This window comes from Bradyrhizobium sp. DN3, from assembly GCF_041357655.1.
Classification (GTDB): Bacteria; Pseudomonadota; Alphaproteobacteria; order Rhizobiales; family Xanthobacteraceae; genus Bradyrhizobium.
The window spans coordinates 483,276-497,658 of the sequence record NZ_JAULLN010000001.1; the positions used below are offsets into that span (position 1 = coordinate 483,276).

Below are 14,383 nucleotides of genomic sequence, written 5' to 3' on the forward strand. Positions count from 1 at the left end.
AAAACGGTTCCTGAACCGCGAAGGGTCAGCTATGCGCGATGGGCCGGGCGCAACATGCAATTCCATGTGATCTCAATGACATGAACGCAGAGGCGCGCCCTTCTCTCCGATTGGGGCGATTGCTAATCTGCGCGAAAATACTGAATGAACAGACCGAGCCCGGGAGTGAACCGAGATGCGCTTGAAGGACAAGGTTGCGATCGTCGTCGGCGCCGGCCAGAGCCCGGGCGTGGGCATGGGCAACGGCCGCGCCACCGCGCTCACCTTCGCGCGCGAGGGGGCCAAGGTCTTGTGCGTCGATCACCAACTGGAATCGGCGCAGGAAACGGTCGCGATGATCACGGCGAAGCAGGGCACGGCCGCAGCCTTCAAGGCCGACGTGACCAAAGCCGCCGACATCAAGGCGATGGTCGCGGACGCGCAATCGCGCTGGGGCCGGATCGACGTGTTGCACAACAATGTCGGCGTCAGCCTCTCGGGCGGCGATGCCGAATTGCTGCAGCTGACCGAGGAGGCATTCGACCGCGTCGTCGCCATCAACCTGAAGAGCTGCATTCTCGCGGCGAAAGAGGTGATCCCGATCATGCGCGCGCAACGCAGCGGCGCCATCATCAACATCTCCTCGATGGCCGCGATCACGACCTATCCTTATGTCGCCTACAAGGCGACGAAGTCGGCGATGATCGCCTTCACCGAACAGCTCGCCTACCAGAACGCCGAATACGGCATCCGCGCCAACGTCATCCTGCCCGGCCTGATGAACACGCCGATGGCGGTCGATACCCGCGCCCGCGAATGGCACAAGACCCGCGCCGAAGTCGAAGCCGAACGCGACAGCAAGGTGCCGCTGCGCAAGAAGATGGGCACCGGATGGGATGTCGCCAATGCCGCGCTGTTCCTGGCATCAGATGAAGCGAACTTCATTACGGGCGTGACACTGCCAGTGGATGGTGGGGCGAGCGTGAGGCGGGGGTGAGTGCCAAAGGGACGCTGCACTTACCCTCCCCTGGAGGGGAGGGTCGCCACGCATGAAGCGCAGCGCAATGCGTAGCGGGGTGGGGTGACGGTCTCTCCGCATCGAACCCTGCCCGAGTGGAGAGATCACCCCACCCCGCTCGCGCTGCGCGCGATCGACCCTCCCCCTCCAGGGGAGGGTGCAGCGTCATTGCGGCACGTGCGTCACCCGCCAGATCGTGCCATTGCCGTCCTCCGACACCAGCAGCGATCCATCCTTCGCCACGGTCACTCCCACCGGCCGTCCCCACACCTCGGTATCGCTCACCACGAACCCCGTGACGAAATCCTCGTACTCCCCGGTCGGCTTGCCGTCCTTCATCTTGATGCGGATCACCTTGTAGCCGGTGCGCTTCGACCTGTTCCAGGAGCCGTGCTGGGCGGCGAAGGCATCGCCCTGGTACTCGGGCGGAAACTGCGTGCCCTGGTAGAAGGTCATGCCGAGCGAGGCCGAGTGCGGCTGGATCAGCACATCCGGCACCGTCACCCTGTCCTTTAGGTCCGGCCGCGAGCCGGCGTGGCGCGGGTCTTCGTTGCCGCCGATATAGAACCAGGGCCAGCCGTAGAATCCGCCCTCCTTCACGCTGGTCACGTAATCGGGCACCAGATCGTCGCCGAGGCCGTCGCGCTCGTTGGTCGAGCACCAGGGCAGACCGGTCTGCGGCTGGATCGCGAGGCCGACGCAATTGCGGAGGCCGGTGGCGTAGATCTTCCGCTCCTTGCCGTCAGGATTGAAGACCAGCACGGCGGCGCGCTCGGTCTCGCTGGCCCAGGCCGCACCGAGCGGTTGCGCTTTTGACCACGCCTCCATCCCGCCCGGCGGCGTGCCCATGCCCTCTGCGACGTTGCTGAGCGAGCCGACCGACACCAGCATGCGCTTGTTGTCCGGCGTGAACACGATGTCGCGGGTGGAATGGCCGCCATCATGCGGCAGGCTTGCCACGATCGTTTCCGCCTTGCCGCGCGCCTTGAGATCGCCGGCCTGGTAGGGAAAGCGAACGACGCTGTCGGTGTTGGCGACATAGACCCATTGCGGGTTGTCGCCGTTCGGAAAAAAGGCGATGCCGAACGGCTGCCTCAGTCCGCTGGCAAACACATCGTTGATCACCTTGCCGCCATCGCCCGCGCGCAGCACGCGGATGTTGCCGGCCCGCGTCTCCGCGACGAAGACATCGCCATTCGGCGCGATCCGCACGACGCGTGGCGTGCGCAAGCCTTCGGCGAACAGCTCGATCTTGAATCCGGCCGGCACCTGGAGCGCAGCCTCGGGCGGACGCGGCACCACACGCGACGAGCTCGCGACCGACCGCGTCGCCCCGGGCCTGATCAGATCCTGTGGCCGGATCAACCTGACCGTGCCAGGCTTGTCGGCCCGCCAGTCGCCATAGGCGTCCTTACCTTGCAGCACCGGCTCACCTCGTGCGCCGGTCGCAGTCGCGACCAGCCATCCCACGGACATCGCAACGGACCATATCCTGTTCTTCACGTCTTCCTCCCGGCCTGCGCGTCTCAAACGTCAATATGCGACGACCCGCAAACGTTCTGCGGCAGGTCATGCGTCTGCCGAATCCCACGTCAGCTTATGCCCGCACGATGGGCATCAGCCGCGGCCCATCGTACTGGAAAATGCGGCTGATCGGTGCGACACATTGGCGGGGTGCGACCGGCGGTTGTTCAAAGCTGCGGCATTGGTGTCGCGAGTGATGGGGTGATCATGTGGGGATCCATCATATCGGAATGGGCGAGCCTGCTGCTGCGCTGGCTGCACGTGGTTGCCGCGATCGCCTGGATCGGCAGTTCCTTCTATTTCATCGCCCTCGATCTCAGCCTCAGGCCCAAAAGCGACCTACCTGATGGCGTGCAGGGCGAGGCCTGGCAGGTCCATGGCGGCGGCTTCTACCGGATCATGAAATATCTGGTCGCACCGAGCCAGATGCCGGACGAGCTGACCTGGTTCAAATGGGAGGCCTACACCACCTGGCTGTCCGGCTTCGCGCTGATGGTGGTGGTGTATTATCTCGAGGCCGATTTGTTCCTGGTCGACAAGTCCATCCTCGACCTCACGCCATTCCAGGCCGGCCTGTTCAGCTTCTTTAGCCTCGCTCTGGCATGGCTGCTTTATGAGGCCGCGTGCCGCACCGGGCTTGCGCAGCGCGAGCTGCCCTTCGCTATCGGCGGCTATCTGTTCCTGGTCGCGCTGACCTACGCCTTCACCCATGTGCTGAGCGGTCGTGGCGCCTTCAACCAGATCGGGGCGATCATCGGCACCATCATGGTCGCCAACGTCTTCGCGCTGATCATCCCGAACCAGAAGAAGATCGTGGCCAGCCTGATCGCGGGACAGGCGCCCGACCCGAAGCTCGGCAAGGCCAGCAAGGAACGCTCGGTCCACAACAACTATCTGACCTTGCCCGTGGTCGTGCTGATGATCAGCAACCACTATCCCCTGCTCTACGCCACGCGCTTCAACTGGATCATCGTCGCGATCATCCTGGCGCTCGGCCCCGTGATCCGCCATTTCTTCAACGCGCGGCATGCGGGGCGCAAATCGCCGTGGTGGGTGTGGGGCGTCGCAGCGCTCGGCGTGATCGCGATCCTCTTCCTCTCCGCCGCCGGACCGCGCGACGTCAAGATCAGCGCGCTGCCGGCACAGCCGACGCTCGCCAATGTCGAGGAGATCGTGATGTCCCGCTGCAGCATGTGCCACGCGGCTGAGCCGGTCTGGGCCGGCATCGTCACTGCGCCGAAAGGCATATTGCTTGACGCGCCCGAGCACATCCATCGCAACATCCGCCTGATCGGGCGTGTCGCGGCCTGGTCCAATGCGATGCCGCCGGGCAATGTCACCGAGATGACCAGCGAGGAGCGCGCCATGCTCGCCGCCTATATCGAGCAGGCGCATTGATGCCGTCCCGCGTCGGCACAGCGTTTCGCAGAATGAAATTCCCGCATCTCTCACCGAATTGAAAATGACTCGACCGCCTATCCGGCGTAGACAGGAGCCGTGGCCGCTGCCGCGGCCAAAGTCAGTTGCATGCGCGGAGAAAGAACAGTGGCTCTCAAGAACGTCATCGGCATCGACCACGCCGTGGTCATGGTGAAGGATCTCGACCAGGCCGCCGAGAATTACCGGCAGCTCGGCTTCACCGTCTCCCCGCGCGGCACCCACAGCGTCCATATGGGTACCGGCAACTACACCATCATGTTCGACCCCGACTATATGGAGCTGCTTGGCGTGCTCGCTGCGACCGAGCTCAATGCCCCGGCGCGCGCTTTCCTCGACAAGCACGGCGAAGGCATCGAGCGCATCGCCTTCACCGCAATCGATTCCGCCGCCGGCGCCGAGGAGATCCGCGCACGCGGCCTGACGCCGATCGGCCCGACCGATTTCGAACGGCCGGTGACGCTGCCTGATGGCAGGGTCTCGGCGGCGAGATTCCGTACCTTCATGTGGCCGACCGCGGAAGCGCCCGGCGGCGTGCGTATCTTCGCCTGCCAGCACAAGACGCGCGAGACCGTGTGGATTCCGGAATTGATGAGACACGCTAATGCGGCCAGGCGGATCAAGCAAACGTTGATCGCAACGCCCGAGCCCGCGAAGGAGGCCGCGCATCTCGGCCGGCTGATCGACCGCAAGCCGAAAACGGCTGCCGACGGCGCGGTCACCGTGCCCTCCGGCGGCGACCGTGCCGACTTCGTCTATCTGACGCTGGACCAGCTCAGCAAACGCTATCCCGGCGCGCCGCTCGCGGGCCTCTCCGAGCGCGGCGGTGCGGCGCTGGTGCTCCTCAGTGGCGATCTCACTGCTACCGAAAAGGCGCTCGGTTCGGCTGCTGTGCGCAGCGGGGCTGCGATCTGCGTGCCGCCGGCCAAGGCCAACGGCACCCTGCTCGCCTTCATTGCCGGCTGATTTGAACTAATTCTTTAACGCGTATTTACCCGGCGGCTTTAGGATTTCCGGCAGTCCAAGCCGCCGGAGCCAAGCGCATGTTCAAAGAGGGATCGCCGATCGCCTATGACGCGCCGGCCGAGCTGAAGAAGTGGCCGTCGCTGAAGGGACAGAGGCAGAAGGACCGAGGCCCGCCCTATCTCGTCTACAACGGCACGCTCGCCGACTGTGTCCGCGAGCTGATGGGCAAGCCGATCAAAGGTATTTCGCTCTACGACATCATGACGAAGCCGCAACCGGCCTTCGACCAGACCGTGCTGTCGCCCGGCGATGCCGCCGAGATCGCGATGCGCAAGGATTTTCCGAAAGACTAATTCGAGGCGCGGCTGCCGGCCGACTTGCCCTGCTGCTTCGAGGAGGTATCCGTCGGCGCATCGAGGAAGACGACGGGTGTGCCCCGCTTCACGTTCTCGCCGAGCACACGAGCGTCCCAATTGGTAAGCCTGATGCAACCGTGAGACGCGGACTTGCTGACCCTGTCGGGCTCTGCCGTTCCATGAATGCCATAGCCCTGCGCCGACAAGCCGATCCAGTACGAACCTACCGGATTGTTCGGCCCCGGCTTGATGTCGAACGGCCTTTTGGATTTGACACTCTTGAACTTGTACTCGGGATTGTAGTGATAGGTCGGCTGCTCGTGGGTGCCGGTCACCTTCAGCGTCCCCGTCGGCGTCGGACGATCCGGACTGCCGATCGTCGCCGGGTAGAACGCGACGAGATGACTGGAGCCGTCGAACGCCTTCAACGTCGCTCGCGTCTTGTCGATCTCGACCCGCGCAATGCGCGGAAGCTCCCGTCGCGCCGGAACGTTGGCCACGACGATCGTCTCGCCGGCTTTGTCGAAGGCCTTCCTTGGATTGACAGTCTTCAACAGTTCTTCGCTCATGTGGAATTTTTCCGCGAGTCCTTCGAGCGGACTGGTGTAGCTCAGCGCCTCCAGTGACTTCATCTCGTCGAGCTTGGCCGGCAGCCTCTTGAGGAACGGCCCCTTCACGTCTGCATCGGTGATCTTGTAGTCGACGACGACAGGACCTTCGCTCGCCGCGCTCAGCTGGTCCCACAGTTCCGGGGCAATCGTCTTGTCGAAGGCGATCCCGTTCTGCTCGGCGAACGCCTTCATCGCCTTCTGCGCGTTCTCGCCGAACTTGCCGTCGATCTGGCCGGGCGAGAATTGCGCACGATCGAGCAAGATCTGAAGCTTCATCACCGAAGCGTTGAGCTTGTCGGTTGCCGGCTGCTTTTCGGGACGCGCAGCATCATTCACCGCCACTGCGTCGAGATTTCCCGCGAATGCCGGGCAGAAGAACCAGAGCGACATCACCGCGCCAAGTATCCATCGCATCATGATCGCTCGTCCCAATTCGCAAAGTGATCCGCAAAACGACGAAGAGTTTCTCTTTGGGAACACCGTAGTAACACCGAGGGAACCCATGAGACCGCAGCTTTGCCGCAATCGCGCGGTTAAGAATTCCTTATCGCCGGCGCATCGCTGGCCGTTCATCTCACAGTTCGAGGTTGCCCCAGCAAATGCGATTTGTCGTCGCGGCTTGCGCCGCGTTCATGATTTTGATGTGCGACCTCGATCCGCCGGCGTCCCGGCAAACATCAGCATTCGACACCACTACTCTCCAGAACAATCATGCCTCGCCACTTGTTCCGGTGGTCGAACTCTTCCTCACCAGCGTGCAGGCCATCGAGCTCGCCAATGCACACGCAGCCCTTGAGGAGAAGAGCGAACCGCCGCGCGCAGCAGAGACCGTCGCCGAGGGGCCGATTTCACCGACAGACCGATTCTGCCACGCGCTTCGCGAAGCCGCCGAGGCCAGCGGCATTCCGGTGCCGTTCTTCGCGCGCCTGATCTGGCAGGAGAGCCGCTTCAAGTCGAACGAGGTCAGCCACGCCGGCGCGCAGGGCGTCGCGCAGTTCATGCCGGAGACCGCGGCCGAGGTCGGGCTCGATGATCCCTTCGATCCCATGAAGGCGCTGCCGGCATCGGCAAAATTCCTGCGCAAGCTCCGTGACGATTTCGGCAATCTCGGCCTCGCCGCCGCGGCCTACAACGCCGGTCCCGGCCGCATCCAGAAGTGGCTGGCCAAGGAGAGCGAGCTGCCGCGCGAGACGCGCGATTATGTTCGCATCATCACCGGCACCAAGGCCGAGGACTGGACCGAGCGCGCGGAAGCGCTTGCGATCCGGATCGACCTGCCGCGCGAGGCGCCGTGCGAAGGCATCGGCAGCCTCTCGAAAGCCAGGGATGTTGCCTGGGTTCCGGTCAACCTGACGCCATCGGTCACGACCATCATCCGCAAGGCAGAACAGCTTGCCGCGCGACTGACGGCGAGCCGCGCCCGCAAGCGGTTCGCAACCATGCTCCGGAAGAACACTTCGGCGCACGGCAAGGCGCGCAGCATGATTGCAGCACGCGCGGCCGGAAAGAGCGCGAAGGCACGCGCCGTTCGCTTCGCATCACGCGAACGGCCTTCCGGCTAGTTTTGGAGCCGCCCGAGCGCTAAAACGCTCCGTTCCACTTTCCCGGACAGGGGGATGGCCCCTGTGTCCGCACGGAACCTGCGATGCCATTGAAGAGTGCCGGGATCATCGCCTATCGGAAGCGCCGCAGGCTCGAGGTTCTCCTCGTTCATCCCGGAGGGCCGTTCTGGCGCAACAAGGATCTCGGCGCATGGTCGATCCCGAAGGGCGAATATGCGGACGAAGACGATGCGGAAATCGCCGCGCGGCGAGAGTTTGCCGAAGAGCTTGGGCTTGAGCTGTCCGTGCCGCTGATCGCGCTTGGAGAGGTCAAGCAGCGCGGCGGCAAGCTCGTCACCGCGTTTGCGGCCGAGCTCGACATCGATACGAGCAGCATTCGCAGCAACACGTTCGAGATCGAATGGCCGCCACGCAGCGGCAAACGGCAGACCTTCCCGGAGGTCGACCGTGCCGAATGGTTCACGCTCAAAGAGGCGCAGGAGAGGATCAATGCAGGACAACGCCTGCTGCTTGATCGGCTAGAGCGATTGGCCAGCGGCGAGTAGGCGCGTCGCGATGACGGCTATTCCGAGCAAAGCAGACTTTCCTACTCCGCCTTGATCTTCGCGGCCGCCACGACCTCGGCAAGCTCCTTCGTCTCCTTCGCGATCTTGGCGGCGTACTCAGTCGGGCTGAGTACGCTGACCACGCCCTGCGAGCCAAGCTTCTCTTCAACCGTCGGGTCCTTGGCAGCAGTGACGATCTCCCGGTGCAGCATCTCCAGGATCGGTGCCGGTGTCGCCTTCGGCATGAAGAAGCCGACCCAGAACGAGATGTCGAAGCCGGGATAGCCGGCTTCCGCAACGGTCGGCACATCGGGCAGCGCCGGCAGCCGCTCGGCCGAGGATACCGCGAGCGCGCGCAGCTTGCCGGCCTTGACCAGCGGCACGGCGGAGAGCGGATCGAACACCGCCAGCACCTCCTGCGCGAGCAGGCCGACCTCGGATGCCGAACCGCCGCGATAGGGCACGTGGATCATCTTGATGCCGGCCCTCTGGCTGAGCAGCTCCATGGCGAGATGGGCGAGATTGCCGTTGCCGCCCGAGCCGTAAGCGAGCGCGCCGGGTGCGGCCTTCGCGGCGGCGACGAGATCGGCGACAGTCTTGATGCCGGCGGTCTTGGGATCCTCCGGATTGACCACGAGCACCAGCGGCGCCGAGACCACGGTCGTGAGCGGCGCGAAGTCCTTCTCCGGATCGTAGCGAATATCTTTGAACAGCGTCTTGTTGAGCGTGATCGTGGACGAGTTGCAGGCGAGAATGGTGTAGCCATCCGCGTCCGCGCGCGCGACGCCTTCGGCGGCGATCATGCCATTGGCGCCGGCGCGGTTCTCGACCACGAAGGGCTGGCCGAGCTTGTTGCTTAAGCGATCGCCGATGATGCGCGCGACCACGTCGACCGGGCCGCCGGCGCTGAAGCCGACCGCGATCTTGATGGGCCGCGCCGGATATTTCTGCGCGAGCGCCTGTGTCGTCACGCACAATCCGGCGACAATCGCCATCAGGCGAAGCGTTCGTTGCATTCGTTCCCTCCCCAGACCTCATCGCGCCGCTTGTGCATGCTTGTTGGCGCGGCGCGCTCGAGGGACATGATGAGCGGCGGCGCCGAAATTCGCAATCGCGTCTGCGCGCCGGCATTCCGCCGCGGCACGAGAGAGCAGCTCCGCAACAAAAAATGCGAAAACAACCCCATGCACAGTAGCCGACCGTTGTCGAAACAACGACTTGGGCAGGACAAGGCATATTTCTGGTATTACGAATTCGAATTGACACGTCGGGCAAAACACCGGCATAATGGCATGATCGCAACGGCCGTGAGCGCCAAGGCCATTTCAGCCCTGCGCGGCTCGAGCTGGTTGCACGTAAGCCCTTCATCGACATCTGAAAATCGCAATCACCGCGCGGCACGCGCGCGACCGGCTTCGCGCCGCAAGCGCTCGCGCCGGCGCCAGCAAAGGACCTTAGGACATGACGCCATTTCCCCATCGCACCAGCATGTCACCGATCGCGGCAACGGATCGCAGCAGACCCACGCCCCGGATCAAGCTCACCCGACGGCGCCTGGAGATCCAACATCCCGACGCACAAACTGGCGAACGGCTGCTGGCCGAGGCGCTCGGCGCAGTCGATCGCGACGCGCTGCACGGCATCCTCAAGCAATTGCTCAAGGCGAGCGTGATCGAGCAGAAGCCCAATGAGGCCAACCTCGCCTTCATGATCTCGATGATGAAGAGCATCGCACCCAGGGACTCGGTCGAGGCCATGCTGGTGGCGCAGATGGTGTCCGTCCACGTCGCGGCGATGCGCTCCGCCTGCCGCCTCGCCTTCACCGACCATCTTCAGCAGCAGGAAGGCATCACCCGCGCATTGACCCGGCTGGCCCGAACTTTTGCAGCTCAGATCGAGGCGCTCAGCCGCCACCGCAGCAGCGGCGAGCGCGCCATCACGGTGCAGAATGTGTCGGTGCAGGACGGCGGTAGCGCCATCGTGGGCAACGTCACGCAGCATGCGAGCGTCATCGTGGCGGAAGCGAGCGCGGCGGATACCACTGCGAATGCAGAAACGACCGCGGCGGAGAACGGCGCCAGCGCATGAGCCGCGATCACGTCCGTAACACGGATGCCATGCAGTCGAGCCCGCGCTGCGGCGCACGGACGCGCGGGGGCACCGTCTGCCGCGCGCCGGCGCTGCATGGCAAGGCCCGCTGCCGCATGCACGGCGGCGCGTGGGGATCGGGCGCGCCGAGGGGAAATCAGAATGCGCGGAAGCATGGCGCATTCGCACAGGACGGACTAGCGGAGCAGCGCGCGATCCGGGCGCTGCTGGGTGAGACAAGGAAGCTGCTGGCCGAGCTGAAGTCAGGTTAGCGTCCGGATTCAAATGCTCGCGGCCTCGGAACTTCCCGCGCTGGCATCGCTTTGAACTCCGCAAATGGAAGAATTCGCCATGACCTCCGAAACGGAACTGAAATTCCGCGTTGCGCCGCGAAACTTGTCGTCAGTGTTGCGGAACGGCCGTTTGAGCGGGCGGCGCGGCGACCAGTGCGAACAGTCGCTCGCGTCGACCTACTACGATACGACCAAGCATAAGCTCAAACGCCATGGCGTGACGTTACGCGTCCGCAAGATCGAGGGCCGCTACGTGCAGACCGTGAAAGCCGGCGGCGCGGGCAGCGTGACGCGGGGCGAATGGGAGCACGAGGTTTCCGGTGCAACCCCCGACCTGAGCAAGACGAGGCATACGCCGCTCCAGGAGCTTGCGACCCGAAAGCTCCCGCGCAAGCTGAAGCCGGTCTTCCGGACCGACATTCATCGCATGGCGCAGGCCCGACGCGTCCGGAAGAGCCAGATTGAACTTGCGGTCGACCGCGGTCGCATCAGCGCCGGGGGCCATTCGCGGCCGGTTGCCGAGCTGGAGCTGGAACTGAAGTCCGGCCATGTTGCAGACCTGTTCCGCCTTGCCCGCGATCTCGAGCGCAGAACTGGGGCAGAGCTCGATCTGCGCTCGAAGGCCGAGCGAGGTTATCTGCTCGTCGCGGGCGGTGGCGGCGGCGCGCAACGCGCCGAACCGATCGCGCTGAAGGCTGGGCTGTCGCCGCGCGAGGCCTTCCGAATCATCGCGCATTCGACGCTGCGTCACGTCACGGCGAATGCCGATCCGGTGCGTGACATGGACGCCGAAGGGGTCCATCAGATGCGCGTCGGCCTGCGGCGCCTGCGTGCGGCCATCTCGTTGTTCGCCGATATCATGCCGCGCGCGAGCACTGCGCGGATCAAGGCCGAGCTGAAATGGCTCACGGGCGAACTGGCGCCTGCGCGTGAAATCGACGTGTTCCTGAACGAGAGCATCCGGCCGATCACCGAGCAGGACGTGCCGCGACGCGGCGCCCGCGCGATCCGCAAGAGATTCTCCGGGCAACGACAGGCGGCATTCGAGCGCGCACGCGAGGCCGTGATGTCGGGGCGTTACCGCCGCCTGCTGATCGACGTGATCGAGTGGATCGAAGGCGGACGGCCTCACACCGATGACGACCGCACGATCCCCGCCTACGCCGCGGAGATGCTCGATCGGCGCATCCGGAAGGCGCGCAAGCAGGGCAATCGCCTGAACGATCTCGATCCGATGCAGCGTCACAAGCTGCGGATCAAGATCAAGAAGATCCGCTACGCCGTGGATTTCTTCGAGAGCCTCTACAGCGATGGCGACCAGAACGAGCTCGCAGCCCTGTCCGACCGGCTGAAGCAGATTCAATCCGCGCTGGGATCGCTGAACGACTTCATGGCGCATCGCGAGCTGGCGACGGAGGCTGCATTGACGGCGCCGCCTGCGCACCGCCGCGCCCAGGCTTTCGCGGCGGGCATCATCGTCGGTGCGGAACGCAAGGCCGCGGACGGCCTGATGCAGGACGCAGCAAACGAGCTGCATCGGTTGCGCCGGCTGCGCGCGGCGCCGAATGGACGAGCGTAGGAGCACCGACATGGGATCCGACATGGCTTGGGTCGGCAATTGGCGAAATCAATTCGGCTCCATCTTGCGCATCACTGATGATGCGAACGGCCGCATCGCGGGGAATTTCGAGACCGCGCTCGAAGACAGCGGTTTTTACGGGCAGGCGGTGCCGATCACCGGGTTTCACAAGGGCAATTGCATCGCCTTTGTCGCGGTGGGCTCGTCTGCGACGGGCGACCGGGCCGTCTCCTATACCGGACTACTGCGTCACGGAAAGATGGAGACCGCCTGGTTCGTGACCGCAGACCAAGCGCTGAGCGCGGCCAGGGAGGGCGAGCCGGCGAAGCTGAAACCGGTGAACTGGTGGCGCGCCGTGACCACGAACGTCGATACGTTCGAACGGAGCTACGGCTACTCATAAATCGTGTCCGCTTCGCTCTTCTTACGGCGCACAGCGGATTTTCTCGTGAATTCCAACCGCGTTGCGCGAAAAACCCCGCCTACTGTCCGTCCACGGAGAAGGCGAGCAGCACGTTGCCGGGCGCGGTACCATAATTGGTGTAGCCCGAGTTGACGTAGAGGATGCCCCCGGCGATCACCGGTCCCGGCCCATCGAGCGAGCCGCCATGCGCCGACACGCCGTTTACGGTCGCATAGTCCCGTATGGTGTCGACGTCCCAGATGATCTCGCCGCTCTTGGCGGCATAGGCCCGCAGGTGGCCGTCCAGTCCGCCGGAGAACACCACACCAGGAATGGCGGTTACCGCAGCCGACTGCGCGGGGCTGCATCCCGGCCGATCTCCGCAGCCCGGATGTGCCGTGTGCCAGACGATCTCGCCCGTCGCCTGGTTCATCGCATACAGCCCGCCGCCCTGACTTGGATCGAGCTTCATGGGTATCCCGAAGACCGATTTCTGCGCGCCGGCGGCGGCCGGCGGCACGGCCTTCATGCCGACATCCGACACCGCGACATAGACGTTCGCATCATCCGCAGCCGAGCCCCATTGCACGCCGCCGAGTGTGCTGCCGAGTCCCACCCGGCGCTGCCAGATGATGGCACCATCGCGGTCCGGATCGAGCGCGTACACCATGCCGGATTTCTGGCCGGCAATGAGCGCACGACGTCCGTCAGGTAGATCGACCAGCATCGGAGAGGAGCCGAAATCGAAATCGGGACCCTTGGTGCCGGGGCAGTTAGCGCGATACTGGCTGCTGCACGCGACGTTGTAGGCATCACCCTCGGTCAGCTGCCGCGACCAGGCGAGCCGTCCAGTGCCCAGATCGAAGGCCACAAACGCGTCGGAGGTCGTGGAAGCCGGGTCCAGATAACTGTCGCCCGTCGTCGCATAGATCCGACTTGTCTTGAGGTCGACGGTCGGCGACGACCAGATCGCGCCGCCAGAGGGTCCGAAGAGTTGGACACCGATCTCGTTGAGGCGGATTGGCTGGGCCGGCGGGCTGACGTAGCCGCGCCACAGCACCTCGCCGGTCCTGGCGTCGAGCGCGGCGATCAGACCGCGGAAGGTGCAGCAGGAATAGCGTGGATCGATCGCCAATACCTCTTCGACGGAGGAAACTGGCACATAAAGCACATTATTGGCCAATGTCGGCGCGCCCGTGATCACGGCCCCCGCATGCGCATCGACACGTCGCCTCCACAGCAGCTTTCCGCTCTCGGCATCGAGCGCATAAGTTTCGCCGCGTTGATCGCCGAAATAGGCGGTCGTGCCCCGCTCATCCTCGCCGATGGTGATCGCGGTGCGTACGCCGAAGCCGGCGTCGAACACCCAGCGCTGGCAGCCAAGCCTGGCATCCAGCGCATAGACCTTGCCCCCCGCACTGCCCACGAAGACCCGGCCGCCCCAAACCGTCGGCTGCGCGTAGGCTCTGGTATCGCCGGGAAAGCCGAACGCCCATTTGAGCTTCAGGCGCGGAACATCGTCCGGCGAAAGCTCGGCCATGGTAGCGGGTTGAAACCGGTGTTGAGCGATGTCGACGCCCCAGCCGTTCCAGCGCGGCAACGAAGCGTCCGCCAGCGCGGGGCCCCGCACATCGCACGTGGAATCCGGCAGTGGCTGCTGCTGCTCCGGCGCTGTCCCAACGAGATAGCGAACGATGGCCTGAATTTCGCGTTGGCTCAGGTCGCGCCCCTGCTGGCTCATCATGCCGAACATCAAGGCAAAGCTCATGCGCTCAGGCCTGAATTGCCGCAGCGCGTTGGCGTCAGGCGCGCGTGCCACGCCACCCTCGTGGCACGATGCGCAGCGCGTGCGGTAGAGCACCTCGCCGTTTAGCGCCTCCTCCGCATGATCCGGAAGCACGCCAGTGAGCATTATGCCCACTCCAAGCAGGAGGCGTGCGGAGAGCGTGCATCCAGAGCGGCGCCTGGCCGTACTCGTCATTCTCGCCTCCCTCGCATAACTGAAGCGTGCTTCGGCAACAG

At 64.5% G+C, this 14,383-nt stretch carries 14 protein-coding genes; 10 read left to right on the top strand and 4 right to left on the bottom strand.

What is annotated here, in order from left to right:
- The first annotated feature begins 175 nt into the window (after positions 1–175).
- Positions 176–976, top strand: coding sequence for an SDR family NAD(P)-dependent oxidoreductase (locus AAE027_RS02125; protein WP_370985003.1), 801 nt, complete (start codon positions 176–178; stop codon positions 974–976).
- A 186-nt stretch (positions 977–1,162) separates the two neighbouring features.
- Here the strand turns inward: AAE027_RS02125 and AAE027_RS02130 are convergent, their stop codons facing one another.
- On the bottom strand, positions 1,163–2,500 hold the full coding sequence (locus tag AAE027_RS02130; RefSeq protein WP_370985002.1) for a PQQ-dependent sugar dehydrogenase: 1,338 nt from the start codon (positions 2,498–2,500) through the stop codon (positions 1,163–1,165).
- 228 nt (positions 2,501–2,728) lie between these two features.
- Here AAE027_RS02130 and AAE027_RS02135 point away from each other — a divergent pair, with 228 nt between their 5' ends.
- The 3 genes from AAE027_RS02135 to AAE027_RS02145 all read left to right on the top strand — a co-directional run bounded on the left by AAE027_RS02135 (position 2,729) and on the right by AAE027_RS02145 (position 5,277).
- A complete protein-coding gene (locus AAE027_RS02135) occupies positions 2,729–3,919 on the top strand; it encodes a urate hydroxylase PuuD (RefSeq protein ID WP_370985001.1) in 1,191 nt (396 codons plus the stop codon).
- 147 nt (positions 3,920–4,066) lie between these two features.
- The gene (locus AAE027_RS02140) at positions 4,067–4,924 is read left to right on the top strand and encodes a VOC family protein (RefSeq protein ID WP_370985000.1); all 858 of its coding nucleotides are present in this window, start codon (positions 4,067–4,069) and stop codon (positions 4,922–4,924) included.
- Between the two features lie 77 nt (positions 4,925–5,001).
- Positions 5,002–5,277: a hypothetical protein gene (locus AAE027_RS02145; protein WP_128935257.1), complete on the top strand. Its 276-nt coding sequence runs from the start codon at positions 5,002–5,004 to the stop codon at positions 5,275–5,277.
- Here AAE027_RS02145 and AAE027_RS02150 read toward each other — a convergent pair.
- The gene (locus tag AAE027_RS02150) at positions 5,274–6,308 is read right to left on the bottom strand and encodes a L,D-transpeptidase family protein (RefSeq protein WP_370984999.1); all 1,035 of its coding nucleotides are present in this window, start codon (positions 6,306–6,308) and stop codon (positions 5,274–5,276) included. The genes AAE027_RS02145 and AAE027_RS02150 overlap by 4 nt on opposite strands.
- Before the next feature lie 182 nt (positions 6,309–6,490).
- Between AAE027_RS02150 and AAE027_RS02155 the strand changes: the two genes are divergently transcribed.
- Both AAE027_RS02155 and AAE027_RS02160 read left to right on the top strand, forming a co-directional pair.
- Complete coding sequence (locus tag AAE027_RS02155; RefSeq protein ID WP_370984998.1) at positions 6,491–7,453, top strand: lytic transglycosylase domain-containing protein; 963 nt, start codon at positions 6,491–6,493, stop codon at positions 7,451–7,453.
- An 83-nt stretch (positions 7,454–7,536) separates the two neighbouring features.
- Positions 7,537–7,998, top strand: a complete 462-nt coding sequence (locus AAE027_RS02160) for an NUDIX hydrolase (RefSeq protein WP_370984997.1) — start codon at positions 7,537–7,539, stop codon at positions 7,996–7,998.
- Between the two features lie 41 nt (positions 7,999–8,039).
- On the opposite strand, the gene AAE027_RS02165 is transcribed toward AAE027_RS02160, so the two are convergent.
- Positions 8,040–9,014 (bottom strand): Bug family tripartite tricarboxylate transporter substrate binding protein, encoded by a 975-nt coding sequence (locus tag AAE027_RS02165; protein WP_370984996.1) that lies wholly within the window; start codon positions 9,012–9,014, stop codon positions 8,040–8,042.
- Between the two features lie 445 nt (positions 9,015–9,459).
- On the opposite strand from AAE027_RS02165, the gene AAE027_RS02170 reads away from it, so the two are divergent.
- From AAE027_RS02170 to AAE027_RS02185, 4 genes are all read left to right on the top strand, one after another.
- The gene (locus tag AAE027_RS02170) at positions 9,460–10,086 is read left to right on the top strand and encodes a hypothetical protein (RefSeq protein ID WP_370984995.1); all 627 of its coding nucleotides are present in this window, start codon (positions 9,460–9,462) and stop codon (positions 10,084–10,086) included.
- Complete coding sequence (locus AAE027_RS02175; RefSeq protein ID WP_370984994.1) at positions 10,083–10,358, top strand: HGGxSTG domain-containing protein; 276 nt, start codon at positions 10,083–10,085, stop codon at positions 10,356–10,358. The genes AAE027_RS02170 and AAE027_RS02175 overlap by 4 nt, the downstream gene beginning before the upstream one ends.
- Before the next feature lie 79 nt (positions 10,359–10,437).
- A complete protein-coding gene (locus AAE027_RS02180; protein ID WP_370984993.1) occupies positions 10,438–11,958 on the top strand; it encodes a CYTH and CHAD domain-containing protein in 1,521 nt (506 codons plus the stop codon).
- A 10-nt stretch (positions 11,959–11,968) separates the two neighbouring features.
- On the top strand, positions 11,969–12,361 hold the full coding sequence (locus AAE027_RS02185) for an avidin/streptavidin family protein (RefSeq protein WP_370984992.1): 393 nt from the start codon (positions 11,969–11,971) through the stop codon (positions 12,359–12,361).
- Positions 12,362–12,440: 79 nt separating this feature from the next.
- On the opposite strand, the gene AAE027_RS02190 is transcribed toward AAE027_RS02185, so the two are convergent.
- Positions 12,441–14,273 carry an outer membrane protein assembly factor BamB family protein gene (locus AAE027_RS02190; protein WP_370984991.1) on the bottom strand — a complete coding sequence of 611 codons (1,833 nt, stop codon included), beginning with the start codon at positions 14,271–14,273 and terminating at the stop codon, positions 12,441–12,443.
- Positions 14,274–14,383 lie beyond the last annotated feature (110 nt).

Coding starts and splice junctions, on each gene's coding strand:
- AAE027_RS02170 (WP_370984995.1), top strand. CDS start 9,460: ATGACGCCATTTCCCCATCGCACCAGCATGTCACCGATCGCGGCAACG.
- AAE027_RS02145 (WP_128935257.1), top strand. CDS start 5,002: ATGTTCAAAGAGGGATCGCCGATCGCCTATGACGCGCCGGCCGAGCTG.
- AAE027_RS02135 (WP_370985001.1), top strand. CDS start 2,729: ATGTGGGGATCCATCATATCGGAATGGGCGAGCCTGCTGCTGCGCTGG.
- AAE027_RS02185 (WP_370984992.1), top strand. CDS start 11,969: ATGGGATCCGACATGGCTTGGGTCGGCAATTGGCGAAATCAATTCGGC.
- AAE027_RS02190 (WP_370984991.1), bottom strand. CDS start 14,273: ATGCTCACTGGCGTGCTTCCGGATCATGCGGAGGAGGCGCTAAACGGC.
- AAE027_RS02160 (WP_370984997.1), top strand. CDS start 7,537: ATGCCATTGAAGAGTGCCGGGATCATCGCCTATCGGAAGCGCCGCAGG.
- AAE027_RS02125 (WP_370985003.1), top strand. CDS start 176: ATGCGCTTGAAGGACAAGGTTGCGATCGTCGTCGGCGCCGGCCAGAGC.
- AAE027_RS02165 (WP_370984996.1), bottom strand. CDS start 9,014: ATGCAACGAACGCTTCGCCTGATGGCGATTGTCGCCGGATTGTGCGTG.
- AAE027_RS02175 (WP_370984994.1), top strand. CDS start 10,083: ATGAGCCGCGATCACGTCCGTAACACGGATGCCATGCAGTCGAGCCCG.
- AAE027_RS02180 (WP_370984993.1), top strand. CDS start 10,438: ATGACCTCCGAAACGGAACTGAAATTCCGCGTTGCGCCGCGAAACTTG.
- AAE027_RS02155 (WP_370984998.1), top strand. CDS start 6,491: ATGCGATTTGTCGTCGCGGCTTGCGCCGCGTTCATGATTTTGATGTGC.
- AAE027_RS02150 (WP_370984999.1), bottom strand. CDS start 6,308: ATGATGCGATGGATACTTGGCGCGGTGATGTCGCTCTGGTTCTTCTGC.